Raw genomic sequence first — 23,496 nt, forward strand, 5'->3', positions numbered from 1 at the left:
AGCCAGCGGCCGGGCGACTTACCTGCTGAGGCCGAGTCCTTCAACGCGACGGTGGTCCAGCCGCTGACGCAGCAGCACGACGACGGGCACCACAACGGCGGACATCAGGACTGCCTGGAGCAGGACTTCGGTCAGCCGTCCCCAGCCAAAAGCCTGGCCCAGGGCTTCGGCGACCCCTATGGCCGTGCCAAGGCCGACGCCGAGAACCACCCATCCAAGGAGCGCAGCCCGAAGTGCGCGTCCCCGCGCGATTGGCTGTCGTGCCTGTCCTGAAATGGGAGACGACGTCGCGGAAGGCAGCATGCGTGCAGGCATTAGTTCGGTCCTCGTTCATCGGCATCGGGGCAGTTGTGCTGACCGACGCCAGTCCACCACGAAAACCCTGGCAATCTACGCAGCCGCGCCCGCTGCGGTGGTTGCGGCGGTGACCGCGACCGTGGCAGCGTCCATCCGGACAGCGACGGCGGAGCCCCGAAAAATTACTCGCTCCAGCACCCCGTCGACTACTTGGTTTTTCTGAACGCATAGCCGGCGCATGTGCCAAAACTACGTGTTCGCAGAGCCCGGCCGTCCCTAGGCTTTGAGTGCCTTGGCCGGGGGCGTGGCCGGGATCCACGGGAGGCCAAGAGGCGAGTCTCGCATTGCACCGCACCAATGCTGAGGAGATCACCGTGAAGAAATCATCACCTGCACTCGCCGTTCTTGCCGCCACCGCAGCTCTGGGGCTGGCAGCCTCACCTGCAACCGCCGGCGGACGGCACCACCCACCATCACCATCCCCCGTACCTGTTGCCGGGGAAGTCACCACCGTTGCCGAGGGGCTGCTCGGTCCCTTGAGTTTCGCCGTCGGCCGTGGCGGCACCCTCGACGTCGCCCAATCATTCACTACGCTCCTGACCCGCATCACTGACGGCGGGGAACCCGAGGTCCTCGCAACGGCACCCGACGGCTATTCCCCCGGTTCCGTTTCCCGCGACCGCGGAGCTACTTATTACACGGTTGCCACCGGCGCCGGAAGCAACGACCCGGTCGCCAACGTCACCTTGCTGCAGTTCGTTGACCGGAACGGCACCGTCGAAACGGTCGCGGATATTTCCGCCTACGAATTTGCAGAAAACCCCGACAGCATCAACACTTACGGCTTCGAGGAGGCGCTTCCCGCCGAATGCGCTGCACAACTGCCGCCTGGTGTTGCCCCTGCTCCCTACACCGGACTCCCGGACTCCAACCCCGTGGCTTCGCTTCCCGCCAGGTACGGCGGAACCATCGTGGCCGACGCCGGAATGAACGCCCTCATCCAGGTGAACGACGACGGCGGCATCCTGACGATCGCAGTGCTGCCTCCGATTCCACTCACCATTACCGCCGAAACGGCCGCGGGGTTCGGGCTGCCGGCGTGCACGGTGGGACTCACCTACAACCTGGAACCGGTGCCGACCGACGTCGAACGCGGTCCCGACGGCGCCCTGTACGTGACCTCGTTGCCGGGCGGCCCGGAAGGGGGCGCTCCGGGATCCGTGTTCCGGGTCGAGGGATCTACCGGTGCTACGGAGCTTGTGGCCACCGGCTTTGCGGGAGCCACCGGACTGGCCGTCAACGACAACGGCGACATCTTCGTGGCTGAACTGTTCGGCAACCGGATCTCCGTGGTGCCGTCCGGATCGGACACTCCGGAGCTGTTCCTGGAGGCCAACCAGCCGGCTGCCCTGGAACTGCGGGGTGATGCCCTGTACGCGTCAGTGGATGCTCTCGTCGGATTCCCGGCCGGAACAGGCACCGAGGAACCTCCGGTTGCGGAGCCTCCGGCCGAGCCGGCTCCTGCAACCGGCGGCAGCATCATCCGGATCGATCTGGACGACAACTGCGGCGGGTACCATCACCACCACGGAGGAGCTGACCGGCACTCGGGTGACGGTGCCCGCGGCGACGGGTCGGAGGAATAGTCGGGATATGCCTGCAGAGAAAGTCCTTTCCTCCATCCCCTTGCAGCCCTACGATTGTGGGGAACGGGAAACGAGCGGGTTTCCCCTGTGAAAGGAGGTGATCCGTGTCTGTATTTGACGAGCTCAAGGGCAGGGCCGGTGAGCTGAAGGAAAAGGCCACCGGATTTGTTGGACAGAATGCCGACAAGATCAAGGGCGGCATCGATCAGGCGGGAAACTTCGTCGACCAGAAGACCGGTCGCAAGTACTCCAGCAAGATCGATGGTTTCCAGAGCAAAGCCTCGGAAGCAGTTGACAAGACCAACCGCAACCGGGAGCCGGGTACCGGCAACGGTCCCGGGCAGACGCCTCCGGCCTAACCAGCCCCGAGAGCACGACAAAGAAGCGCCGGTCCCGCCGAGAGGCGGCACCGGCGCTTCCGCCGTTTAAAGGAGCAGCCCTATGACGCTTCGCCCGTCTGGCCTTCGCGGGCCAGCGCGGTCAGGCGGGAAACGGCGCGGAAATACTTCTTCATGTACCCGCCCGCCATCATTTCCTTGGTGAACAGCTGGTCGAACGGCACCCCGCTGGCCAGGATCGGCACATCCTTGTCGTACAGCCGGTCAGCGAGCACCACAAAGCGCAGCGCAACGGACTGTTCGGTGATGGTCTGCACGTTGTGCCAGGCAACCGCTTCCACCCCGTCGAGCAGCTGCCGGTACCGGCTCGGGTGGACCTGGGAAAGATGGTTGATGAGTTCGGAGAAGTCATCAACAGCGACGGTCCGGCCGGAGAATTCGGTTTCCATCCGGGCTTCCAGTTCCCCGTCCTGCAGCGGCTGCGGCGACTCAGGCAGACCGCGGTGGCGGTAGTCCTCACCGTCGATGCGGACGACGTCGAACTGGTCCGCCAGCACCTGGATCTCGCGCTGGAAGTCGACTGCGGCAAAGCGGCCCTCACCCAAGGAACCCGGCAGGGTGTTGGACGTAGCCGCAAGCTTCACGCCGGCGTCGGCCAGTTCGCGCATCAGGCGGGACATCAGCACTGTGTCGCCCGGATCGTCGAGCTCGAATTCGTCAATGCAGACCAGCTTGTAAGCGCTCAGCGCCTCCACTGTCTTACGGAAGGTAAGCGCACCGACGAGGTTGGTGTACTCCACAAACGTGCCGAAGGCCTTAGGCCCTTCCACGGCATGCCAGAGCGAGGCCAGCAGGTGGGTCTTGCCGACGCCGAATCCGCCGTCCAGGTAGAACCCGGCCTTGGTTTCGGGCTTCTTGCCGCCGAAGAACTTACGGAGGCCGCTCGGTTCGGGGACGTCGACGTCGGCCGCGAAGGAACGCATCGCACCCACGGCTTTGGCCTGGGAGGGCTGTTCGGGATCGGGCCGGTAGGAATCAAAAGACACGCTGCCGAACCGGGGCGAGGGGAAGAATCCCTGCAGCAGTTCATCCACCGATACCTGGGGAGTCCGTTCTGTCAGGTGCTCGAGTTGTGCCACTGCGCGCTTTTCCGTCCGTTTGATGCCTGCATCCGGCACCACACGTGCCGGTTCCGCGGCGTTCTGCCGCCCTCGCAACGATACGCCAACGCGTCCGGGAATTTGGAACTGCCGCCGGTGGACTGCGGCTGTGTCTGCGGTCCATAGTCGGAGCATGACGCGGCACCAGGACACGGTAGGCGCTTCAGCGTATCCGTCCGAAGAACGGGCTTTGATGGGACTGGAGTTCGGCACGGCTGGGGCAGCCCTTGGTGGCGGCATTCTGCTGGCTCTGCGCCCCGACGGCTCCTTCCTGCACGCTGATCCGTCCGTGCTGCGGCGGACCCCGTTTCGGGACTGGCGGCTTCCGGGCCTCCTCCTTGCGATGGGTTGCGGCGGCGGTTACCTCACCGCTGGGATGCTGCACCTTCGACGCCACCGGGCTGCCCGGCCGGTTTCTCTGGCGGCCGGCCTCGCCCTGATCGGTCTCGAGGCTTGGGAAATAGCGTTCGTCGAGTACCAGCCGCTGGAGGCGGTGTTCGTTGGAATCGGTGCCGCCGTCGTCGTGCTGGCGCTGCGCCTTCCGCCGGAGACGCCCGCTCCAGGGGCACTAGGTGCTGCAGGTGCACTCGCGCCGGCACATTCCCTGCACCGGCGGCGGCGCCGCAGAGGCGCCGCCTGAACGCTGCCCCGCGGCGACCGTAACGGATGCCCGTCTGCATCTCTGAGGGGATCGGGTCAGAACGGCGGCACCTGTTCCTGCAACGAATTTTCCAGGTCTGACTCCCCCTGTCCCTCTCGGGTGGAGTGCATACCCGGATTCGGTGCCGTGTCCGGTAAGCCAAGTTCCAGGAAAGGTTCCGTGCGGTAGACGCGTCCGGTCGGCGAGGTCCACACGATCACCCCGGGCACGGGCTGGTTTGCCTTCCAATACCCGAGGGTCTTGAACCGGTGGTGACGGCGGCACAGGTGTTCCAGGTTGCCGTGGTCGGTGGATCCGCCTCGGGCCCAATCAACGGTGTGGTCAATGTCCGCGTTCGCGGTACTGACCCGGCAACCGGGGAACCTGCAGGTTCCGTCCCGGGCACGGAGCCAACGGCGGAGCCCGGCCGGTACCTTCCGCCGCCTCCCTACCCCAAGGATTTCGCCGGTACGAGGGTCCTGGGCCAATCCGGTCCAACCGACGGCGTTGCGGGCCAGCCTGCGGGCTTCTTCGGCGCTGATGGGCCCGTAGCCGTGCAGTTCCGCCGGCTGGTCGTCGGCGCCGAAGAGGGTTTCGGCGCTGATCAGCACCATGATTTCCGCCCGCGGGACAATTCCCTCGTCCGGTCCTGCCCCATCTCTACCGGTTCCGCGCGCACCTGGTGCCGCGCCACCGCCGGTTCCGCTCTCACCGACTGCGCCGCCCACCCCGCCAGCACCGGTTGAACCGAACCCACCCATCAGCAGCTGGGCGAGGATGTCGGCACGCAGTTGGTCCGTGGTCCGGGAATCGCCGGCTACCTGTTCACCCCGTGCGGCAGTGCTGAGCGTCGTATAGATCTGCTGGGCTTCTGCCGCCTGCAGATAGGCGGACAGGCAGGACATGCCGTCCTCTTCCCGGTCCAGGGTGACCTTGCGCTGCTCGAACGCACTCAAATGCCGTTTGCTGATGGTCTCCGGAAACTTTTTCTCGCGCAGCCGGCGGGCCTTGGCTGAGAACTGGGACCGGGTCTGGCCCTCCGCTGCCGCCAGCAGGTCGGCCTCGAATTCCGGGAGCACCTTGGCGGGAACGTTCTGGCATTGTTCCAGCACCACCTGCGCGTGCTGGTAACTCAGCTGTCCTTCTTCCAAGGCGGTCAGGGTGGCGGTATGGGTCCCGCACAGCCTGCCCGCTTCGAACATCATCCGCTGGGCCGTGACCTGCGGGAGATTCAGGATGGCCGCGCACTCGGACGCAGCCAAGCTAAACGCCATCCCGGGCTCGAGCCGCCCCGAAGCGGCGTGGAAGTCCTCCCGGAAGATCTCTTCCATCCGATTCACCAGGCGGGCCTCCAGGGCCTGCCCCCAGGAAATCAGGTGCGCCACCCGGCCGAGCGTTTCCGCGACCATGGACTCGTCGAAGGACTCGAGGTTCTGCAGCGCCAGTGTCCCGGTGAAACCGTCCGGGAAACCGCCGGCAGCCTCTCCAACCGGGCCCACGCGGTCAGCGCCATCTGGCTCTGTAGATGCGGTTTCTGCGTCGTCGGGAGTGGACGTGTCCTCGGCAGCTTCGTTCGGAGTGACACCGGGATTGGAGCTACCGGTCTCCGGAACGGGATGGCCGGCGTCGGCGTCGGCGTCGGCAGTGGTGGCGGTGGAAGTGTCGCCACTCGCGTCAACAGGCCCGGCAGGCCCGGCAGGCTCAGCGGTCCCGACAGGCTCGGCCGCCAGGTCAGCCAGGTCAGCCCGGTACACCGACAGGGTGCAGGCCGCACGGGGCGCATCCGTTTCACCAGCGGTGCCATCCGGCTGCTGGTCTTCGCTGCCCTGCTCTTCTGTTATCCGTTCGGTGTTCCCGAGCTGATCCATACCTCAGGATTTCATCCCGCACTGACATTTCCGGGCTGAAAACAGGCTCAAACGAGCCTCCGCGAAAACCTAAAATACGCGTCTTTTTGAGACGACTACGTGCTGAGAAAACCGGGCATTTTGACCTGGCAGCAGGACCAGCAGCAGGACCACACATGCCCCAACCGAATATGGCCCTCAGGCCCTCTGACTCGGCCCTCCGGTGCGCCGGGAAGCTGGCGTATGGCACCTGCCCAGGGCGGCAGCACAGCATCCCACCGAGTGGTGCTGCTGGGGCCGGTGGGGCCTCAGCAGGCACCAGCAACCCCAAACCGTGGGACAGCGTGCCGAATAGCTTCACCCTCCCAGGTTCAGCCCATGGAAGTTTTCGGCCCCCGTCATCGTTAGGCTAGATAGAAGCCCAATTGCCGAGGAAAGAAGTTTCGCGTATGTCGATCGCAGCTGACAGCAGCCCCAAGTTCTCCGCCTATGCCCATCCGGAACGGCTGGTCTCCACACAGTGGCTGGCAGAGAACCTGGACGCTGAGAACCTGGTGGTCCTTGAATCCAACGAGGACATCCTGCTGTACGAAACGGGACACATCCCCGGCGCACGGAAGATCGACTGGCACACCGACCTCAACGATGCCGATACGCGGGACTTCGTAGACGGCAAGGCCTTCGCCCAGCTGATGGCCCGCAAGGGCATCACCCGGGACTCCACCGTGGTGATCTACGGCGACAAGAGCAACTGGTGGGCCGCCTACGCCCTGTGGGTCTTCACCCTCTTCGGCCACGAGGACGTTCGGCTGCTGGACGGCGGCCGCGACAAGTGGATTGCAGAAGGCCGGCCGGTGACCACGGACAAGGTCACCGTGGAACCCACCGAATACCCCGTGGTGGAGCGCGACGACGAGAAGATCCGCGCGTTCCTCCCCGACGTCGTCGGACACCTGGGCAAGGGCCCGCTGATCGATGTCCGCTCCCCCGCCGAATACACGGGCGAACGCACCCACATGCCCGACTACATGGACGAGGGCGCCATGAAGGGCGGGCACATCCCCACCGCGAAGTCCGTCCCGTGGAGCAAGGCTGCAGCCGATGACGGAACCTTCCGCGCACGCGAGGAACTCGAAGCGCTCTACAAGGACGACGCCGGGCTGAAGGAAGGCGACGACGTCGTGGCCTACTGCCGCATCGGCGAACGTTCCAGCCATACCTGGTTTGTGCTCAAGCACCTGCTCGGCTTCGAGTCCGTGCGCAACTACGACGGTTCCTGGACCGAATGGGGCAATGCCGTGCGCGTACCGATTGCCCGCGGCGAAGAACCCGGCAACGCCCCCAGCTGAAGTCCTAAGTAAGAGAGAATTACGCATGACTGCCACACCCGAAAACGCCGTCCCGGATTCCCTGGCCGAGATCATCGACGACTTCCAGGCGATGGAGGAATCCGACCGGCTGGAGCTGCTGCTGGAGTTCTCCCGCAGCCTGCCCGACCTGCCGGCCGAAATCGCCGACCGGCCCGAGCTCCTGGAACAGGTAGTGGAATGCCAGTCGCCGGTGTTCCTCAGCTTGGATGTGGATGACTCCCCCGAGCACCGAGTATCGCTGTTCTTCAAGGCACCGCGGGAGGCTCCCACCACCCGTGGCTTCGCGAGCGTGCTTTACGAAGGCCTGAACGGTCTTCCGGCCGCGGACATCCTGGCCGTTCCCGCCGATGTTCCTGACCGTCTGGGCCTCACGCGGGCCATCACCCCGCTGCGCATGCGCGGAATGTCCGCCATGCTGGGACGCATCAAGCGCCGGCTCGCCCAGCACGAGAAACTGGCACAGCTGCCGGCGCAGCCGTAGCCGGCCGGGTGTGCGCCGGCCGCAGAAGCACAGGAGGCGCAGCCATGTCAGGACACCGGGACAAGCATTCGGGGAAGGGCGCGACGCCGGCCACCAAGGTACTGGACGACGCCGGGGTTACGTACACGGTGCGTCACTATGAGCACGACGCCGGCGCGCCGTCGTACGGGATGGAAGCCGCGGAGAAGCTCGGCGTGCCGCCCGAAGCTGTCTACAAGACGCTGATGGTGGACCTGGGCGGGCACCTCGCCGTGGCCATGGTTCCGGTGGCCCTGAACCTGGACCTGAAGAAGTTCGCCGCGCTGATGGGTGCGCGCAAGGCCGTGATGGCCGACCGCCGGGACGCGGAGCGGCGGACCGGCTACATGGTGGGCGGCATTTCGCCGCTGGGCCAGAAGCACTCTTCCCCCGCAGGAATCGATTCCCGGGTGGAACTGCTGGACACGGTGTATGTATCGGGCGGCCGGCGGGGCCTGCAGATCGGGCTCTCGCCGTTTGACCTGCTCCGCCTCACCCACGCCGTCGCGGCGCCGATCGGTACGGTGCCTTCGTGACGGAACCGGTTATGCTTCTCTTGCACTAAACAGGCCAGATGAGTATGGGGAACCGGCGAATTGGGTGAAAGAAGAGCGAGACGGCTGAAAGAGCTGACACAGGGTACTGCCTCAGCGGATCTGCCAAAAAGCCCGCCGAGATCGTTCTTGAGCAACCTGCTTTTCTGGGGAACCGTATCCATATTGGCGGTCGTCATCTTGTTGAGTTCGGTTGGAGCGTGGGCTCTAGGCGCCTACGACGACGGCCATCGGGATCGAATCGAATGCACTGTAACTGGTGCCGTAGCAGATGATGGTAATCCCATGGGCCGTCGTTCCTGGTCCACGCCGGATGTCGAGATCAGCACTTCCGATTGCGGGGCTCTGGTGTTCACCGGCGGAGCCGGCAAGGACGCAAACAATGCCATAGCGGAGGAACTGGCACAGGGAGGACGCTTCTCGTTTGAGATGGGACAGGCGACCCGGTCGCTGAGCGGGTTCTTTGACGCCGCCGGCATTAGCTGGACACCAGAGGTTTTGTCCTACCAGAAGATCGACTGAATCAGCCGGCGGCTGCCTCCTGCTTTCTTGCGTTAGTGCTTCCGAAGGTGGTGCAGCGCGTAGCCGTAGCTGAGCCGGACGCGCTGCGGTTCCTGTGCTAGCCATTCATCGGCCGTCCCGTTGGGGAATTCCATGCTGATCACGTCAACCAGGTCCTGAGGACTATCAAAGGTCCAGCTGCTCATGACCAGGGATGTGGTGGCACCCTGCTGCGCCCACCAATCTTTGATGTACTTGCCCTCGCCCTGATGCGCCGATGCGTTGGCCGCCTCAAGCAGGGCGGCAAAGTCGCCGTCGTGCTGGTCGTTGTCGACGACGACCAGCGATCCGCCAGGACGCAGGACCCGCAGGACCTCCTCCAGCCCCGCCGTGCAGTCGTTCTGGGGCGAAGGAAAGAAGTACGCGAACCGGGCATGGACAACATCCACCGAGGCGTCCGGGAGCGGGATGTGTTCGGCCGAGCCGTGCAGGACCTCGGCTCCCCCGGGCCTGGACCGGGCGGCCGCGAGCAGCTCCGGGTCGGGTTCGACGCCGATGACCGACTTTGCGAGTTCGGCATAGCGCGGCAGCCAGAAGCCGGTGCCGCAGCCGAGATCGAGGAGAGTCCGTCCGGCCCAGGGCGCGAGGCGGGCAAGTGCGTCCCAGACCGTCCCTTCGCGGTCAAAGGCCCGGTTCTCCACCTCGTACAGCTCAGGATGTGCGCCTTGGTTCCAGGCCGGGAAAAAGTCGTCCAGTGGCGCGGTCCCCTGTTGGTCCTGCATTTTTTGTTTCCCCCGTAAATGTGTCAGTGCGCCTTTAACCTACTCTGTGCCGGCGCTGACTCTGCCCTGGGTCCGGTCCGACGCCTGGCCTGAATTTCCCTGCGGTTTGTGCATTTCCCTGCGGTTTGTGCATTTTCCTGCGCCGCGCTGCGCAGGGATTGTCACAAACCGGAGGGTTCGTCCCAAAGCGCAGGAAAACTACCGGTAGTGATGGCAGGATGAACCAACGCCATCGCGCTGGCGGGCCACACCAGCACCATCATCGGGGGAACCTTGTTGTCAGTCAGCGAAACACACCAGCCCGCCGGCCAGCGACCCGTGGTCACCCTCGGGCAGGCCGCCTGGGCGTCGATGTTCGTCGCCCTGTACATTCTTGCGGCCTCCGGCGCACTGGTCGCACTCGGACTCTCCGGCGTCGTTGACTTCACCCTGGCGACGCTTCTCACCGCTGCCTTCGGCTCCGTCACGGCTGCAGCGATGCTGGCCGTCTACGTCCATCTGTTCCGCCGCAATTCGCTGACACCGGCGGACCTCGGGTTTCGCCCGCCCGGGCTGAGAATACTGCACCTGCTGTGGCAGATCCCCGTAGCGATCATCGTGTGCATGCTGGCGCAGGGCCTGTTCCTCGGACTGCTGTCCCTCATCGACTTCGATACGACCACGGCCCGATCCACCAGCGACCCGCTGAAGGACCTCGGCGGCCTGTCCACTCCGCTGACCGCCGTCGTCGTGCTTGTCGTCACGGTCCTGACGCCGCTGTGGGAGGAAGTCCTGTTCCGGGGCGCCCTCCTCGACGGGCTCTCACGGCGCTTCCGGCCCTTCGCGGCCGTCGTCCTGTCCGCAGCACTCTTCGCTGTGGTGCACCTGGTCCTGGTGGGATTCGCCTACCTCTTTATGCTGGGCCTTGCGCTGGCACTGCTGCGGCGCTTCCACGGGAACATCTGGGCCCCGATTCTGCTTCACGCCGCAAGCAACGCCCTCGTCACCCTTGTAGTCCTTACCGCGATCTAGCTACCCGCTACTCCGCGTCTAGGCGGTGCTCCGAGGGATGCCGGGTGCGGCCCAGGGCGTCGTTGAGCCAGCCCAGGACCACGCGCTCCCACCGCTCGGGATCCACGTTGTATTCCTTGGTGTGCCGGGCCTTGGTGAAGGCCTCGAAGGTGATGACGTCCGGGTTTTTCTCCGCCAGTTCCGCAGACGGCCCGTACGGCACGAAGTCGTCGTCCTTGCTGTGCAGGATCAGGGTAGGGATCCGGATTTCCTCCGCACGCGTCACCCAGTCCATGCTCTTGAGGTCCAGCGGAGCCGCCAGTCCGGTCAGTGCCCGGCCGGCAGCGTTGGAGATCAGCCACTGGCCCAGCCGGCCGGCCTGCGCGGGAATCCGGTTCACCCGGGCATGGTGGGCCAGCACGTCCACCCAGTTGATCACCGGCCCGTCCAGCACCATGGCGCGGATGTACCGGCGCAGCGGCGAGCGGTCCGCAGCCTGCAGGCTGATCGCCCCGCCCATGGACCAGCCGAACAGCACCACGTCTTTGGCTCCGTGGTCCAGGGCGTAGCGGATAGCCGCCTCCACATCCTGCCACTCGGTCAGGCCCAGCCCGTACCGGCCGTCGGAGGCGTAGGGGGCCTCGCCGTCGTTCCGGTAGGAAATCACCAGGCTGGTGAGCCCGGCTTCGCGGGCGGTACGCAGCGCCCGCAGGCATTCGGTCCGCCGCGCGCCGCGTCCGTGGACCATGATGGCCCACGTGTCGGCACCGGGAGTACGCACCAGCCAGGCCGGTGCGGTTCCGTTTTCGACCGGGATGTCGACTTCCTCCTCGGGAAGCCCGACGGCGGCCGGCGAGGGGTAGATGGAACCGCTCCACCAGCCGCGCCGCGCCTTGCTCAGGTCGCCGCTGTACACCTCTTCCACATCCCGCTGCACCGTGCCCTCACGCGGCACGTAGGAACGGATGGCTCCGATCCGGGCATGCCCGTCGCCGTTGTCGAAGTACAGGCTGTACGTGCCTTCGACAGTGGTGTCCAGGTTTGCCGGCAGGATGACCTGCCGGCCGTGTTCGCTGTCCGGGACCGCCAGGATCTCCAGGTTCGCGTCCCGCGTGCGGGCCGGGGTGACCACTTGGCGCGCGAAGTAGATGCCAAGGCCGGAGGCGGCCGCTACGACGGCGGTGGAAGCCGCAGCACCGACGCCGGCGCCGAACGCCGTCCAACGGACCCACGGAACCGAGAGAACCGGGGTGGAGCCGGAGGACGCATCGGAAGGAACAGAGATAGCCATAGAACATTTTTACCGGATGGGTGCCGGGTCCGTGTAACGGCAGGCCGCTACCACCCGGTGGGGCGGGAGAGACAGGCGTACTAGGCTGGGGCGCATGACTTCGACAATTGTGGTGCTGACGGAAGAATCGCTGGGTAGCCGCGACATAGAAAACCTGCGGTCGCTGGTGGGCGATGCCCCCGTCCGCTTTGACGTGCTGGTGCCCGCCGATCCGGGCCGGAACCTGCTGGTGGACGTGCTGGACAATCTCAGCCTGCTGGATTTCGCGGAGGCCTTCCGGAACCTGACGGGCGGCCGCCCGTCCAAGGCCGACGAGGTGAAGGAAGCCGTCACCTCGCTCGCCGACTCCCTGGAACAGCTGCAGGCAGCCGGTCTGGAGGCCACCGGCTCGGTCACCGGTGAAGATCCGGTGGCCGCCGTCGTCGAAACCGCCAAGCGCACGCACGCGGACCAGGTGGTCGTGATTACCCGGCCGCACGCCGTCGAAGACACTTTCCGTACGGACTGGGCCAACGAGGCGCAGGACCGGCTCGGCGTTCCAGTGCTGCACCTGTACACCGGCTCGGGATTTATTGGCGACTCTTAAGCGTTGACGCTGACATGACTACCGAAGAGAACACCGGAACCGTCCCGGTCCAGAAAACCGACGAGCAGTGGCGCGAGGAACTCACTCCGCAGGAGTACGCAGTGCTGCGCAAGGCCGGCACCGAACGGCCGTACACCGGCGAGTACTGGGACACCAAGACCACCGGCGTGTACCAGTGCCGTGCCTGCGGCAGCGATCTGTTCACCAGCAGTGAGAAGTTCGATTCGCACTGCGGCTGGCCGTCCTTCTTCGCCCCGCTGGCGGAGGGCAAGGTCCGCTACCTGCATGACCGCAGCATGGGCATGGACCGGGTTGAAGTCCGCTGCGCCAACTGCGATTCGCACATGGGGCACCTGTTCGAAGGCGAAGGTTTCGACACCCCCACCGATCAGCGGTTCTGCATCAACTCCATCTCCGTGAAGCTGGTCCCGCAGGACCCCTCCGCCAACCCAGCGGAGTAGGAACCCATGGAGCACGGAGTTTTTCCCGGGGAAACAGTTGACGGGCCGGACATTCCGGATGAGGTCATTGACCTCTACCGGGAGCTGAGCGCGGACATCGCGTCCGGCGTCGGCGTGGTGTCCACCCGCCTGCGCGGACGGGATTACGCCGCGACCGTCAGCGGGTTCCTCTCCGTCTCCTACGATCCACCCACCCTCCTGGTGAGCCTGTACGCCGAGGCACGCATTGCCGAAGCAGTGATCGACGCCGGCAGCTGGGCCCTGAGCCTGCTGCCGGCGCGGCTGCTCGGCACGGCCAACTGGCTTGCCAGTCCCGGCTCGCCCCTCGAAGGGCTGCTGAACCAGGTGAACTACGGCCGGGCACCGGAAACCGGTGCCGCCGTCATCGAGGATTCCATCGCCTGGTTCGAGGTCCGCACCACGCAGGTGACGACGGCGGCCACCCACCAGCTGATCGTGGGCGAGGTGGTGGCCATGGGCCGCCGCGCCGGCGCCGACGACGAGGCGGACCCGCTGCTGCATTTTGCCTCCGCCTACGCCCGTCTGGCCCGCTGACCTTTCGTTCCTTCCGCCCCGGCCGCCTGACCCGGGCGAAACCATTGTTTCCCCACCGCGCCCCACGTAACGTCGATGAACGGGGGAACGTTTCGCAGCCGGCTGGACGCTGCGGAGCCACCGGTCCTCAGGAGTGTCCTCAGGAGATGCAAATGGCCACAGACCAGTACCATGAGCCGCCTTCCGAACTTCCCGCAGAAACGCGGACCTTTGCGCGTATGTGCGCCAGCCTGGCGGAAGAAGCCGAAGCCATTGGCTGGTATGTGCAGCGGATGGCTGTGGAACCCGATGCCGAATCCCGGGCCATCATGCTTGATTCGCTCGGTGAGGAGTTCAAGCACTTCAGCATGGAACTTGAATTCCTGCTTCGCCGCACTCCCCTCTGGCGGGAAATCGCCTACGGCATCCTCTTCACTGACGGCGACATAGTCCGCCACGGCGAAGCCTCAGAGGCCGAAGCCACCGGAGACTAGCCCGCAGCATCCCGCAACCACTCCTCCGCTCAGGGAGGTGCCGCATGGCACGCAACAGCCTGCTGGACCGTTTCCGACCCGTCGGCGCGCCCGGACCGGCCGGTCCGGCCGGCGTCCCGGCCACTGACGACGAAGGCACAGCCGCCGAGCTCATCCCCGTCTTCGAAGCACTTGACCCAACGATCGCAGAGGGCAGCGGGCAGACCCGATCCGCTGGAGACCGGGCACAGCAGACCGTCGCCGCTGCCCGGCGCCAGGCCGCTGCCCTGGTGGAGCAGGCCCGGATGGACAGTGCGGCCGTGCGGGCACACGCCGCGGCGCGGGTCTCCGCCGAAGCCGAACGCGAAAATGAACACCTGCTCGACGAAGCCCGGGACGAGGCCCGGAGACTCCGGAGCCAAGGTGAATCACGGGTGCCGGAACTTGCCTCCGCCATTGTGGCGGACCTGGTGCAGGACCTGCTGGGCCGCGGAACGGACACCGGCGGATGAGAGCGGACTGGGTGGCAGCCAGCGTGCGGGCACGGTCCATGGCGCAGCGGAGGGTAGGCGCCGGCACCTGCCGGGAACTCTCCGCGCTGCCGGACCTGCCGGCCGCCGTTGAAGCCTTGGAGGGATCGGTCTACGCCGATCAGTTGTCCAGCGCCCGGACACTTGGATCCGCCCAGCAGGCCACCAGGCGCACCGTCCTCTGGCAGCTGCGTGTCCTGGCGGGCTGGCTGCCGGCCGGCCAGGACACGCAGCTGGTCCGGGCAGCCGCCGCACGGTTCGAGGCGGACAACATCGTTGCCCTCGCCGCCGCGCTGCGGCGGAATCCCGGGTTGGAGCCGGAACCAGGCTCCGATTCGGCCCCTGAGTACGATCTGGGCGGTCTGGCCACGGCCTGGCCGCGGCTGCGTACAGCCGACTCCCCCGAAAGCCTTCAGGCGATGCTGGCCGCGTCGCCCTGGGGCGACCCCGGCCCCGCACCGGCACTGCCGGACATGCTCACCGCCGTCTGGCTGCGCCGGCTGGCCTCGGCCGCCCCTGCAACACGCCCGTGGGCTGTTGCCGGTGCCGTGCTGCTGGCCGCCCGCCTGCTGCTGGTGACCGGAACCGGCACCACGGACCGGCTGGTGTCCCTGCTCCGGCCGCTGATCGGCACCGGCTGGACCGAAGCTGCGTCGCTGCCGGAACTGACGGCGGCATTAAGTCCCGCCGCCGGACAGGTTCTAGCCGAGGTGCAGGAACCGCGAGAGCTGTGGCGGCCTGAGGCCCGTCTCGCCGCGCAGGTGGAAGCGGACGGCTTCGGCCTGCTGCGGGCCGGTCTGCCCGGCCCGGACGTTGTTGTCGGCGCCATGGCGGTCCTGGCCGCGGATGCCTGGCGGGTCCGGGCCGCACTGGCCGCCGCGGCTGCCGGCACCGGGCGAAGCGAGGTGCTTGATGCCGTGGCGTGAGACCCTCAGTCCGGTTCGGATGGAACGCATTGCCCTGGTCTGGCCGCTCGAAGGCCGGAAATCAGTGCTGACCGAGGTGGCGGACAGCGCCGCCGTCGAACTGGATCTCCCCTACGAACCCGGTGACGGACCCGACGAGCTGGACCGCGCCGCGGACGCCGCCGTCGTGCACGGTCCCGTGGCCGCACTGGTTGGCTGGTCCCCCACCCGGCAGCTGCCGGACCTCCGGAAAGCCCTGGAACCGCACGGCGCGTCGGCGGTTCCCCTGCGCCGGCCGCACGGCGTGCAGCCGCCCACCCAGCTGACCGGCGAGGAACGACGCCGGCCCCGCCTGTCACGGCTGCTCGTGGACACCTACACCACCGTTCCCTACGCGGATCTGGACCCTGCACGGATAGCCGCGGTGGCGTACGTGGTGATGTTCGGGATGATGTTCGGCGACGCCGGACAGGGCGCGCTGCTGGTGATTGCCGGGCTGCTGGTCCGGTTCCTTCGCGTGCCCTGGCTGGACCGCTACCGCAGGACGTGGCTGTTCATTACCGGCGCGGGTGCCGCCGCGGTGTTTTTCGGATTCCTGTACGGGGAGTTCTTCGGCCCCACCCATGTGCTGCCGGTGCTGTGGCTGGAACCGCTCGAAGAACCCATCCCGCTGATCGTCGCCGCCCTGGTGCTGGGCGCCGTCCTGCTGGCCGGGTCCTACGCACTGGGAACCATCAACCGGGTCCGCGAGGGCGGCTGGGCGTACGCCCTCTATGCCCGCTCGGGGTTGGCCGGCGCGCTGCTGTTCGCGGCGATCGGGCTGGTGGCCTGGGGGCTGCTGGCCGGCAGCCCAGTAATCCTGGTGGCCGCCGGAACCGCAGCACTGATCGCACTGGTGTTCATCTTCATCGGTTTGTTCGTGGAATCCGGCGGCGGACCCACCGGCGGGCTCCAGGCCACCGTGGAACTGGTGGACACAGTGGTGCAGCTCGCCTCCAACCTGGTGTCCTTTACCCGGCTGGCCGCCTTCGGCCTTACCCACGCCGCCCTGATGATGGTGGTCTGGCAGGCAACAACGGCCATCTGGGAACCGGGCTGGCGGATCATCCCCGCCATCCTGATGTTCGTGCTGGGCAATGTGCTCACCTTCGCCCTCGAAGGCCTCGTCGCCGGCATCCAGGCCCTGCGGCTGGAGTACTACGAGCTCTTCTCCCGCGTCTTCACCGAAGAGGGACGCCCGTTCCGTCCCTGGTCCCCCGATCTTGGCCCCGCCTCCGCTGCCCCCGCCCCTGCTGAAAGGCCTCTGCCGTGAATCCCTGGTTTGCCGTCCTTCCACTGGCCTTATTCCTTACCGTCCTGCTGGCCGGGGGTGCTCTGGTCCTGATGCGCCGCCGCCGCCGGGCGGGGGTCCGCGCGCTGCTCGGGTTGAACGGCGTCCTCATGGCCGGAGCACTGGCCCTGCTGGTCTCCGCCCTGAACGCGGTCCCGGCCACGGCCGGCGACGGCGGAGCTGCCGCCACCGCTGTCGCTGCGGCGACCGATGGCAGCGACAGCAGCGGTGCAGCCCTGATCGGCGCCGCCATCGCCGTCGCCGGTTCCTCCATCGGCGCGGCCATCGCCGTGGCCTACACCGGCTCGGCTGCCCTGGCGGCGATGAGTGAGCGGCCGGAAATCTTTGGCCGCGCCATGGTGGTGGTTGGGTTGGCGGAAGGCATCGCGATTTACGGGCTGATTATTTCCATCATCCTCATTGGCCAGGCATGAGCCGCCGGGAAGGAACCGTGGCGGCGGTAGGCAACCCGGCCCTGCTGGAGGGATACCGGCTGGCAGGGGCCGTGCTTTACCCGGCCGCGGGGGCTGCGGACGTGCGGGCGGTCTGGGCCAGCCTGCCGGACTCGGTGTGCGTTGTCCTGCTCACGCCCGACGCCGCCGCGGAGCTGGACATCGAACTGGCGGATCCGGCGTCGCCCCTCACCGCGGTGCTGCCTTCATGACCCGGCTGCCGCAGGGCGCGGAGGCAGCCCTGGACCCGGTGCGGCAGGCACTGCGTCGGAACGCCGAAACGGAAGCTGCCCGGCTGGACGCCGAGGCCCGGCAACAGGCGGCGGATTTGCTCGGGCGGGCCCAGGCGGAGGCGGACACCATCCACCGAACCGCGCAGCGCGAGGGGGCCGAGGCCGCCAGGGCCGACGCCGCTGCCTCCTCCGCACGCGCCCGCCGGGAGGCACGACGGACGGTGCTGGCCGAACAGGAACACCTACGGTCGCTGCTGGCCGAGCAGGTGCAGGAGCAGGTGCATGAAGTCCGGAGGGACCCGCGCTACCCGCAGATCCTGCGGCGGCTGACCGCGCAGGCGGACCGCGTCCTCGGACCCATGGCTTCCGTGACCGAGAGCTACAAGGGCGGCGTGATCGGAACGGCGGGCTCGCGGCGGCTGGACCTGTCGCTGCCCACCCTGGCCGACCAGGCACTGGAGGACCACGCCGGGGAGGTGCGGCGGTTATGGGACGACGCGTGAGGACTCCGGACCCGGCTGAATCAGCAGGCGACGGCCGGATCACCCGGGTGAGCGGACCGCTGGTGGAAATCAGCGGACTGCCGGGGTTGTCCATGCTCGAGGTGGTCAATATCGGCCCGGACGGCATTGCCGCGCAGGCGATCGCCATCAACGGCGACGAAGCCACCCTGCAGGCATATGAATACACCGGCGGGTTGAAGGCCGGCGACCGTGCCGAACGGACCGGCCATCAGCTGGCCGGGCTGCTGGGGCCGGGGCTGCTGGGCACGGTCTTCGACGGGCTGCTGCGGCCCTTGTCCTCGGCACCCCTGTGGCTGACGCAGGAGCGGCAGAGTTCCGCGGAAGACCCGGCGGTGCTGGAAACCCGGTGGGAGTTCGCGCCGTCGGTAGCCCTCGGCGAGACGGTGCGGGCCGGCCAGGTCCTGGGCACCGTGCCCGGAGTGGGGACGATCGAGTTTCGGGTGCTGGCGCCGCCGTCGGTTTCCGGTGAGGTGACCTGGCTGGCCGAAGGAAAGGTCCGGCCGTTGGATCCCGTGGCCAGGATCGGCGGCGTGGAGGTGCCGCTGGCGCAGCGCTGGCCGGTGCACAGCCCCCGGCCTTTCGGCGAGCGCATCACCGATGTGGTTCCGCTGCAGACCGGGCAGCGGGTGCTGGACCTGCTCTTCCCGGTTCCCCGCGGTGCGGCAGCCGCGGTACCCGGGGGCTTCGGCACCGGCAAGACCCTCACCCTGCAGCAGATAGCCAAGTGGTCGGACGCGGATGTGATTGTCTATGTGGGCTGCGGCGAGCGCGGCAACGAGATGGCCGACGTGCTGGACGGCCTCTCCGGGCTGGACGATCCCCGTACCGGCGGGAAGCTGATTGACCGGACCGTCATCATTGCCAATACCTCCAACATGCCCATGATGGCCCGGGAAGCATCCATTGCCACCGGTGTCACCGTGGCCGAATTCTTCCGGGACATGGGTTACGACGCCGTCGTGATTGCCGATTCCACCTCCCGCTGGGCCGAGGCGCTGCGCGAGTTCGCCAACCGCAACGGCGACCTCCCCGCGGAGGAAGGGTATCCGGCTTCCCTTGCCAGCGAACTCGCGGCGTTCTACGAGCGTGCCGCGCGGGTACGCACGTTGGGCGGGGCGACGGCGTCGGTCACCGTGATCGGAGCGGTCTCCCCTCCGGGCGGGGACATGAGTGAACCGGTGACCACCGGCACCCAGCGCTTTGTCCGCACGCTGTGGCTGCTGGACCGGGACCTCGCCTACTCCCGGCACTACCCAGCCGTAAGCTGGCGCGGCTCCTTCTCCCGGGATGCCGAGTCGCTGGGCCGCTGGTACTCCGCCCACGGGGATCCGCAGTGGGCGCAGCGCCGGGCGCAGGCTTCCCTGCTCCTCTCGGAAGCTGACCGGCTGACTGCCCTGGCGGAAATTATCGGTGCTTCCTCCCTCCCCGGACATGAACAGATGGTCCTCCTCGGCGGGCGGCTGATCCGCGACGGGGTGCTGCTGCAGAACGCGCTCAGCCCCAATGACGGCTACAGCTCCGAGGAAAAGGGTGCCGCCCTGCTGCAGGCGGTGCTGGACGTGGTGGAGACCTGCCAGACCCTGGTGGCGCGCGGAGTGCCGCCGGCCGACGTCGACCGCTATGACTTCTCCCCCATCCTGCGCCTGCGCGAGGACACCGGGCCCACGGACGCCGCCGGCGTGCAGGAGCGCGGTCGAGCCTTCGTGCGGCGGCTTACCGAGACACTGGACCAGCCATCGACGGGAGAAGCCCATGGCTAGCGGCAACCGGGCACGGGTGGGCCACAGCGATGTGCGTGAACTGCGCGGACCGCTGCTGGTTCTCGGCGACACGGAGGGCGTGGGCTGGGACGAGTTCGCGACCGTCGACGTCGACGGCGGCCCCCAGCGGCACGGGCTGGTGCTGGAGATTGACGGCGACGAAACCACCCTGCAGGTACTCGAAGGCACCGAGGGCATGGCACTGGGCGGGGTGGAGGTCCGGTTCCAGGGCCGGCCGCTGGCGGTCCCGGTGGGCACCGGCTGGCTCGGCCGGGTATGCAACGGGCGGGGGGAGCCGCTCGACGGCGGCCCCCCGGTCACCGCGGACGACACCTCCCCGGTGGGCGGCTGGCCGCTGAACCCCGTCTTCCGGGAGCCGCCGCAGGACCCGGTGATCACCGGCATCTCCGTGGTGGATGCCCTCACCACCCTGGTCCGCGGACAGAAGCTGCCCATCTTCTCCATCCCCGGGCTGCCGCACCTCACCCTGGCCACGCAGATCGCCGCGCAGGCGACCGCGTCCTCCGGGCGGGCCTTCCGGGTGGTGTTCGCCGCCATGGGGATGACGCATGCCGATATTGCCTATGTCCGCGACCGGCTGGAGGAACGCTCCGCCGCCGGTGAACTGGTCCTGCTGCTGAACGCGGCGGATGATCCGGTGATTGAACGCATCCTGACCCCGCGCATCGCCCTGACCATCGCGGAGTCCCTGGCCTACGATGACGGTTCCGATGTGCTGGTGGTGATGTCGGATATGACCAGCTACGCCGAGGCAGTGCGCGAAGTGTCCGCCGCACGCCGGGAAATCCCCGCCCGCCGCGGCTACCCGGGTTATCTCTACAGCGACCTGGCAACCCTGTACGAACGCTGCGGACGGGTCCGCGGCCGGGAGGGGTCGGTGACCATTGTCCCGGTGCTGACCATGCCCGCCGGGGACATCACCCACCCGGTGCCGGACCTGACCGGCTACATCACCGAGGGGCAGGTGGTGCTCGACGGCGACATCGACGCCCGCGGCATCTATCCCCCGGTGGATGTGCTCTCTTCGCTGTCACGGCTGATGCGCAGCGGCGCCGGGCGTGGACGCACCCGCGAGGACCACCTCGACGTCGCTGCCCAGATCCTGTCCGCCATGGCCCGCGCCCGGTCCGCCTCGGAACTGGCCGAACTGGTGGGAGCCGCCGCGCTGAGCGAAACCGACAAGGCCTACATCGAGTTCCGCACCGTGGTGGAGAAGGAGCTGCTCAACCAGGGGCGGGACGAGCTGCGCACCCTGGAGCAGACACTCGATCTGGCCTGGCAGGCACTGTCCCTGCTGCCGCGGCGGGAACTGACCATGCTGTCCGCCGAGTTCCTGGACCGGTACCTGCCCGGGGCGGGCGGCGCGGCACCGTGAGCGGAGACCGGTTGTGAGCGGGTTCCGGTCCGGCGGCAGCCGCGCCGAGCGCTCCGAGGTGCAGCGGCGGCTGGCCACGGCCCGGCGCGGAGCCGAGCTGCTGGACCGGAAGCAGCGCATCCTGCAGGCTGCCATCGACGGGCTGCAGGAACGCGCTGATGCGGGGACCCGTGCCTGGGAAACCAGCGCCCGGACGGCGGGGGTGTGGCTGCAGCGCAGTACCGGGCTGGACGGTGCGGACCGGCTGCTGGAGGCATCGCCGCCGGACCCCGCAGTCGCCGTCGTGCAGTGGGGCGGAGCGATGGGCATCTCGTATCCCGAGTCCGCATCCTGCACGGTCCCGGCGTCTCCGCCGGCCGGCGGCAGTTCCGCCCTGGCCTTTGCGACGTCGGCGCACCGGGCCGCCTTGGAAGCGGCCGTGGCTGCGGCGGCCGGGCAGCGGGCGCTGCTGCTGGTGTCGGAGGAACTCGCTGCCACCCGCACGCGGCAGCGGGCAGTGGAGAACCGGTGGATCCCCCGGCTGGAGGAACAACTGGCGGCCATTGAACGCCGGATCGCCGAGCAGGAACTGGAGGAGAGCCTGCGGCTGCGCTGGGCCGCCGGGCTGATGTGAGGCGGTGACGGCCCTCAGCTGGACAAGGACCCGCTCAGGGCACGTTGTGGCCCGCTGCCTGAAGGAGTCCGTACCACTCGCCCCTGGTCAGCGGAATGTCCGATCCCTGTGCGGCATCGGTGACGCGCTGCGGCGTGGTCGTCCCGAGGACCACCTGCATCCCGGCCGGATGCCGGGCGATCCAGGCGACGGCGATCGCGGTAGGCGTCACCCCGTACTTCACCGCGAGCCTGTCGAGTTTGGCGTTCAACTCCGGGTAGTCGGGCGAGCCGAAGAAGACGCCGCCCTGGAAGCCTCTCTGGAACGGCGACCAGGCCTGGAGCGTGATCTTGTTGATGCGCGCATAGTCGACCAGGCCGCCGCCGTCGCGGGTGATCGAGTCGTCATGGCTGGTCATGTTCGATGACAGGCCCTGGGCGATAATCGTCGAGTGCGTGATCGAGAGCTGCACCTGGTTAGCCACGATCGGCTGCCGCACCGCTGTCTTCAGGAGGTCGATCTGGCGCGGGGTGTGGTTGGAGACTCCGAAGGAGCGGACCTTCCCGCTGGACTCCAGATGGTCGAAGGCACGGGCAACTTCCTCGGGTTCGACCAGGGCGTCAGGCCGGTGCAGCAGCAGAACATCGAGGTAGTCGGTGCGCAGCGCCTTCAGCGATTCCTCTGCCGAGGAGACGATGTGTTCGTACGACTGGTCGTAGCCCCATGGGTCGTCGACGATGCCCGTCTTGGTCTGCAGGTTGATCTGCCCGCGCTCTGAGGAGGACAGCTGCAGCGCCTCGGCGAAACGGCGCTCGCACAGGTGGTAGCCACCGCCTGGGTGGTTGAACCCGTACAGGTCGGCGTGGTCGAAGAAGTCAATCCCCGCCTCGCGGGACGCCGTATACAGGGCACGGATCTGCTCATCGGTGTCGCCGGCGATGCGCATCATTCCCGCAACGACGTTGGGCACCAAAAGGTCGGTACTGCCGAAGGGCACAGTCTTCATTGGTTCCTCCAGATGGGCTTTGGTCGGGGGGCCGGGGCCTCAGCCTATCGGGTTGGTGCCGGGCAGGGTGCTTACTGCCCGGCGGACCGGCTGCTCGGCCGGGTGCTGGACCACCGGAACCGCAGGCGGGTCAGGATCTAAACGCCACGGCGCGCACGGGCGACCCGTCCAGTCCCGCCAGCCGCAGGGGCAGCGCGGAGAACCACGGATCCGGCCACGGCACGGCGCCCAGGTTTGTCAGGTTCTCGACGATCCCGCCTCCTGAGCCCAGGAACACATCGTGGAACGGCAGGAACGTTCCGCCCTCGGCGTGCCCGGATTCCGCCGGGCCGGGAGTTGGATCGGGGTTGAGGGTATCGACGCCGACCAGCCGCACCCCGGCCGCCACAAGACGCTCGGCGATCTCGGCGTCGAAGGTCGGGTGCTCCAGGTAAGTGCTCGTGTTGAAGTGCCGGGACCAGCCCGTGGAAAACAGCACGATGGTTCCGGGCAGCAGTTTCTCCAGCTGCCCGCTCACGTCTTGCCAGCGGAGGACGGCATTGGCGGCGGGCTCGGGCACGGAAACAATCCGCGCCGGTCCCATCAGGGTCTGAAGCGGCATCGCGTCCACGGCAACGCCGTCCTGCACGGTATGCAGCGGCGCGTCCAGATGCGTTCCGGTATGGCTGCCCAGGTGCAGCTCAGCGACGGCGAAGCCGTCCACCGCCACGGTGGCGGCGCTGCGGAGCTCTACGGTGGGGTCACCCGGGAAAACCTGCATTCCGGTCCGGACCGGATGGCTGAGGTCGATTGCCTGCAC

At 67.5% G+C, this 23,496-nt stretch carries 28 protein-coding genes; 21 read left to right on the forward strand and 7 right to left on the reverse strand.

The genetic code is table 11. The features are described from left to right. Positions 1–18: 18 nt before the first annotated feature. Positions 19–315, reverse strand: a complete 297-nt coding sequence (locus LOC56_RS10200) for a hypothetical protein (RefSeq protein ID WP_229952142.1) — start codon at positions 313–315, stop codon at positions 19–21. A gap of 356 nt (positions 316–671) precedes the next feature. On the opposite strand from LOC56_RS10200, the gene LOC56_RS10205 reads away from it, so the two are divergent. Beyond that, positions 672–1,943: a ScyD/ScyE family protein gene (locus LOC56_RS10205; protein WP_229952143.1), complete on the forward strand. Its 1,272-nt coding sequence runs from the start codon at positions 672–674 to the stop codon at positions 1,941–1,943. A gap of 104 nt (positions 1,944–2,047) precedes the next feature. After that, positions 2,048–2,302: an antitoxin gene (locus tag LOC56_RS10210; RefSeq protein WP_229952144.1), complete on the forward strand. Its 255-nt coding sequence runs from the start codon at positions 2,048–2,050 to the stop codon at positions 2,300–2,302. A gap of 80 nt (positions 2,303–2,382) precedes the next feature. Here the strand turns inward: LOC56_RS10210 and zapE are convergent, their stop codons facing one another. Beyond that, the gene (gene zapE, locus LOC56_RS10215; protein WP_229952145.1) at positions 2,383–3,420 is read right to left on the reverse strand and encodes a cell division protein ZapE; all 1,038 of its coding nucleotides are present in this window, start codon (positions 3,418–3,420) and stop codon (positions 2,383–2,385) included. Positions 3,421–3,574: 154 nt separating this feature from the next. Here zapE and LOC56_RS10220 point away from each other — a divergent pair, with 154 nt between their 5' ends. After that, positions 3,575–4,081: a hypothetical protein gene (locus tag LOC56_RS10220; protein WP_229952146.1), complete on the forward strand. Its 507-nt coding sequence runs from the start codon at positions 3,575–3,577 to the stop codon at positions 4,079–4,081. Positions 4,082–4,137: 56 nt separating this feature from the next. Here the strand turns inward: LOC56_RS10220 and LOC56_RS10225 are convergent, their stop codons facing one another. Then, positions 4,138–5,949: an HNH endonuclease gene (locus tag LOC56_RS10225; protein WP_229952147.1), complete on the reverse strand. Its 1,812-nt coding sequence runs from the start codon at positions 5,947–5,949 to the stop codon at positions 4,138–4,140. 428 nt (positions 5,950–6,377) lie between these two features. Between LOC56_RS10225 and LOC56_RS10230 the strand changes: the two genes are divergently transcribed. The 4 genes from LOC56_RS10230 (at position 6,378) to LOC56_RS10245 (ending at position 8,873) form a co-directional block, all read left to right on the forward strand. Beyond that, positions 6,378–7,277, forward strand: coding sequence for a sulfurtransferase (locus LOC56_RS10230; RefSeq protein WP_229952148.1), 900 nt, complete (start codon positions 6,378–6,380; stop codon positions 7,275–7,277). Positions 7,278–7,302: 25 nt separating this feature from the next. Then, a complete protein-coding gene (locus LOC56_RS10235) occupies positions 7,303–7,779 on the forward strand; it encodes a SufE family protein (protein WP_229952149.1) in 477 nt (158 codons plus the stop codon). A gap of 44 nt (positions 7,780–7,823) precedes the next feature. Further along, a complete protein-coding gene (ybaK, locus tag LOC56_RS10240) occupies positions 7,824–8,333 on the forward strand; it encodes a Cys-tRNA(Pro) deacylase (RefSeq protein WP_229952150.1) in 510 nt (169 codons plus the stop codon). A gap of 303 nt (positions 8,334–8,636) precedes the next feature. Further along, positions 8,637–8,873 (forward strand): hypothetical protein, encoded by a 237-nt coding sequence (locus LOC56_RS10245; RefSeq protein WP_229952151.1) that lies wholly within the window; start codon positions 8,637–8,639, stop codon positions 8,871–8,873. Between the two features lie 32 nt (positions 8,874–8,905). Here the strand turns inward: LOC56_RS10245 and LOC56_RS10250 are convergent, their stop codons facing one another. Further along, positions 8,906–9,634: a class I SAM-dependent methyltransferase gene (locus LOC56_RS10250; protein ID WP_229952152.1), complete on the reverse strand. Its 729-nt coding sequence runs from the start codon at positions 9,632–9,634 to the stop codon at positions 8,906–8,908. A 276-nt stretch (positions 9,635–9,910) separates the two neighbouring features. On the opposite strand from LOC56_RS10250, the gene LOC56_RS10255 reads away from it, so the two are divergent. Continuing rightward, positions 9,911–10,645, forward strand: coding sequence for a CPBP family intramembrane glutamic endopeptidase (locus LOC56_RS10255; protein WP_229952153.1), 735 nt, complete (start codon positions 9,911–9,913; stop codon positions 10,643–10,645). 7 nt (positions 10,646–10,652) lie between these two features. Here LOC56_RS10255 and LOC56_RS10260 read toward each other — a convergent pair whose 3' ends face one another. Further along, the gene (locus tag LOC56_RS10260) at positions 10,653–11,915 is read right to left on the reverse strand and encodes an alpha/beta hydrolase family protein (protein WP_229952154.1); all 1,263 of its coding nucleotides are present in this window, start codon (positions 11,913–11,915) and stop codon (positions 10,653–10,655) included. 94 nt (positions 11,916–12,009) lie between these two features. Between LOC56_RS10260 and LOC56_RS10265 the strand changes: the two genes are divergently transcribed. The 13 genes from LOC56_RS10265 to LOC56_RS10325 all read left to right on the forward strand — a co-directional run bounded on the left by LOC56_RS10265 (position 12,010) and on the right by LOC56_RS10325 (position 21,712). Next, the gene (locus LOC56_RS10265; RefSeq protein ID WP_229952155.1) at positions 12,010–12,501 is read left to right on the forward strand and encodes a hypothetical protein; all 492 of its coding nucleotides are present in this window, start codon (positions 12,010–12,012) and stop codon (positions 12,499–12,501) included. Between the two features lie 14 nt (positions 12,502–12,515). Continuing rightward, positions 12,516–12,962, forward strand: coding sequence for a peptide-methionine (R)-S-oxide reductase MsrB (gene msrB, locus LOC56_RS10270; protein WP_229952156.1), 447 nt, complete (start codon positions 12,516–12,518; stop codon positions 12,960–12,962). A 6-nt stretch (positions 12,963–12,968) separates the two neighbouring features. Beyond that, the gene (locus tag LOC56_RS10275; RefSeq protein ID WP_229952157.1) at positions 12,969–13,517 is read left to right on the forward strand and encodes a flavin reductase family protein; all 549 of its coding nucleotides are present in this window, start codon (positions 12,969–12,971) and stop codon (positions 13,515–13,517) included. A 152-nt stretch (positions 13,518–13,669) separates the two neighbouring features. Continuing rightward, entirely contained in the window at positions 13,670–13,990 is a 321-nt protein-coding gene (locus LOC56_RS10280; RefSeq protein ID WP_229952158.1) for a ferritin family protein, read from the forward strand. 44 nt (positions 13,991–14,034) lie between these two features. Continuing rightward, positions 14,035–14,481, forward strand: a complete 447-nt coding sequence (locus LOC56_RS10285) for a hypothetical protein (protein ID WP_229952159.1) — start codon at positions 14,035–14,037, stop codon at positions 14,479–14,481. Then, positions 14,478–15,425: a hypothetical protein gene (locus LOC56_RS10290; protein ID WP_229952160.1), complete on the forward strand. Its 948-nt coding sequence runs from the start codon at positions 14,478–14,480 to the stop codon at positions 15,423–15,425. Before LOC56_RS10285 ends, LOC56_RS10290 begins: the two co-directional genes overlap by 4 nt. Continuing rightward, positions 15,412–16,716: a V-type ATPase 116kDa subunit family protein gene (locus tag LOC56_RS10295; RefSeq protein WP_229952161.1), complete on the forward strand. Its 1,305-nt coding sequence runs from the start codon at positions 15,412–15,414 to the stop codon at positions 16,714–16,716. Before LOC56_RS10290 ends, LOC56_RS10295 begins: the two co-directional genes overlap by 14 nt. Next, entirely contained in the window at positions 16,713–17,168 is a 456-nt protein-coding gene (locus tag LOC56_RS10300) for an ATP synthase subunit C (RefSeq protein WP_229952162.1), read from the forward strand. Before LOC56_RS10295 ends, LOC56_RS10300 begins: the two co-directional genes overlap by 4 nt. After that, positions 17,165–17,398 (forward strand): hypothetical protein, encoded by a 234-nt coding sequence (locus LOC56_RS10305; RefSeq protein ID WP_229952163.1) that lies wholly within the window; start codon positions 17,165–17,167, stop codon positions 17,396–17,398. The genes LOC56_RS10300 and LOC56_RS10305 overlap by 4 nt, the downstream gene beginning before the upstream one ends. Next, positions 17,395–17,922 (forward strand): V-type ATP synthase subunit E family protein, encoded by a 528-nt coding sequence (locus LOC56_RS10310; protein ID WP_229952164.1) that lies wholly within the window; start codon positions 17,395–17,397, stop codon positions 17,920–17,922. The genes LOC56_RS10305 and LOC56_RS10310 overlap by 4 nt, the downstream gene beginning before the upstream one ends. Further along, on the forward strand, positions 17,919–19,703 hold the full coding sequence (locus tag LOC56_RS10315) for a V-type ATP synthase subunit A (RefSeq protein ID WP_229952165.1): 1,785 nt from the start codon (positions 17,919–17,921) through the stop codon (positions 19,701–19,703). The genes LOC56_RS10310 and LOC56_RS10315 overlap by 4 nt, the downstream gene beginning before the upstream one ends. After that, on the forward strand, positions 19,696–21,099 hold the full coding sequence (locus tag LOC56_RS10320) for a V-type ATP synthase subunit B (protein WP_229952166.1): 1,404 nt from the start codon (positions 19,696–19,698) through the stop codon (positions 21,097–21,099). Before LOC56_RS10315 ends, LOC56_RS10320 begins: the two co-directional genes overlap by 8 nt. 13 nt (positions 21,100–21,112) lie before the next feature. Then, positions 21,113–21,712, forward strand: coding sequence for a V-type ATP synthase subunit D (locus tag LOC56_RS10325; protein WP_229952167.1), 600 nt, complete (start codon positions 21,113–21,115; stop codon positions 21,710–21,712). A gap of 34 nt (positions 21,713–21,746) precedes the next feature. Here LOC56_RS10325 and LOC56_RS10330 read toward each other — a convergent pair whose 3' ends face one another. Beyond that, positions 21,747–22,697: an aldo/keto reductase gene (locus LOC56_RS10330; protein WP_229952168.1), complete on the reverse strand. Its 951-nt coding sequence runs from the start codon at positions 22,695–22,697 to the stop codon at positions 21,747–21,749. A gap of 130 nt (positions 22,698–22,827) precedes the next feature. Then, complete coding sequence (locus LOC56_RS10335; protein ID WP_229952169.1) at positions 22,828–23,496, reverse strand: cyclase family protein; 669 nt, start codon at positions 23,494–23,496, stop codon at positions 22,828–22,830.

It is taken from the genome of Arthrobacter sp. zg-Y179, from assembly GCF_020907345.1.
GTDB classification, from domain to species: domain Bacteria; phylum Actinomycetota; class Actinomycetes; order Actinomycetales; family Micrococcaceae; genus Arthrobacter_B; species Arthrobacter_B jinronghuae.

What these genes read in the sequence shown, in the direction of transcription:
- LOC56_RS10200 (WP_229952142.1), bottom strand. Translation starts at nt 315, where the DNA reads ATGCCTGCACGCATGCTGCCTTCCGCGACGTCGTCTCCCATTTCAGGA.
- LOC56_RS10220 (WP_229952146.1), top strand. Translation starts at nt 3,575, where the DNA reads ATGACGCGGCACCAGGACACGGTAGGCGCTTCAGCGTATCCGTCCGAA.
- LOC56_RS10225 (WP_229952147.1), bottom strand. Translation starts at nt 5,949, where the DNA reads ATGGATCAGCTCGGGAACACCGAACGGATAACAGAAGAGCAGGGCAGC.
- LOC56_RS10230 (WP_229952148.1), top strand. Translation starts at nt 6,378, where the DNA reads ATGTCGATCGCAGCTGACAGCAGCCCCAAGTTCTCCGCCTATGCCCAT.
- LOC56_RS10235 (WP_229952149.1), top strand. Translation starts at nt 7,303, where the DNA reads ATGACTGCCACACCCGAAAACGCCGTCCCGGATTCCCTGGCCGAGATC.
- ybaK (WP_229952150.1), top strand. Translation starts at nt 7,824, where the DNA reads ATGTCAGGACACCGGGACAAGCATTCGGGGAAGGGCGCGACGCCGGCC.
- LOC56_RS10245 (WP_229952151.1), top strand. Translation starts at nt 8,637, where the DNA reads ATGGGCCGTCGTTCCTGGTCCACGCCGGATGTCGAGATCAGCACTTCC.
- LOC56_RS10250 (WP_229952152.1), bottom strand. Translation starts at nt 9,634, where the DNA reads ATGCAGGACCAACAGGGGACCGCGCCACTGGACGACTTTTTCCCGGCC.
- LOC56_RS10260 (WP_229952154.1), bottom strand. Translation starts at nt 11,915, where the DNA reads ATGGCTATCTCTGTTCCTTCCGATGCGTCCTCCGGCTCCACCCCGGTT.
- LOC56_RS10265 (WP_229952155.1), top strand. Translation starts at nt 12,010, where the DNA reads ATGACTTCGACAATTGTGGTGCTGACGGAAGAATCGCTGGGTAGCCGC.
- msrB (WP_229952156.1), top strand. Translation starts at nt 12,516, where the DNA reads ATGACTACCGAAGAGAACACCGGAACCGTCCCGGTCCAGAAAACCGAC.
- LOC56_RS10275 (WP_229952157.1), top strand. Translation starts at nt 12,969, where the DNA reads ATGGAGCACGGAGTTTTTCCCGGGGAAACAGTTGACGGGCCGGACATT.
- LOC56_RS10280 (WP_229952158.1), top strand. Translation starts at nt 13,670, where the DNA reads ATGGCCACAGACCAGTACCATGAGCCGCCTTCCGAACTTCCCGCAGAA.
- LOC56_RS10285 (WP_229952159.1), top strand. Translation starts at nt 14,035, where the DNA reads ATGGCACGCAACAGCCTGCTGGACCGTTTCCGACCCGTCGGCGCGCCC.
- LOC56_RS10290 (WP_229952160.1), top strand. Translation starts at nt 14,478, where the DNA reads ATGAGAGCGGACTGGGTGGCAGCCAGCGTGCGGGCACGGTCCATGGCG.
- LOC56_RS10295 (WP_229952161.1), top strand. Translation starts at nt 15,412, where the DNA reads ATGCCGTGGCGTGAGACCCTCAGTCCGGTTCGGATGGAACGCATTGCC.
- LOC56_RS10305 (WP_229952163.1), top strand. Translation starts at nt 17,165, where the DNA reads ATGAGCCGCCGGGAAGGAACCGTGGCGGCGGTAGGCAACCCGGCCCTG.
- LOC56_RS10310 (WP_229952164.1), top strand. Translation starts at nt 17,395, where the DNA reads ATGACCCGGCTGCCGCAGGGCGCGGAGGCAGCCCTGGACCCGGTGCGG.
- LOC56_RS10320 (WP_229952166.1), top strand. Translation starts at nt 19,696, where the DNA reads ATGGCTAGCGGCAACCGGGCACGGGTGGGCCACAGCGATGTGCGTGAA.
- LOC56_RS10330 (WP_229952168.1), bottom strand. Translation starts at nt 22,697, where the DNA reads ATGAAGACTGTGCCCTTCGGCAGTACCGACCTTTTGGTGCCCAACGTC.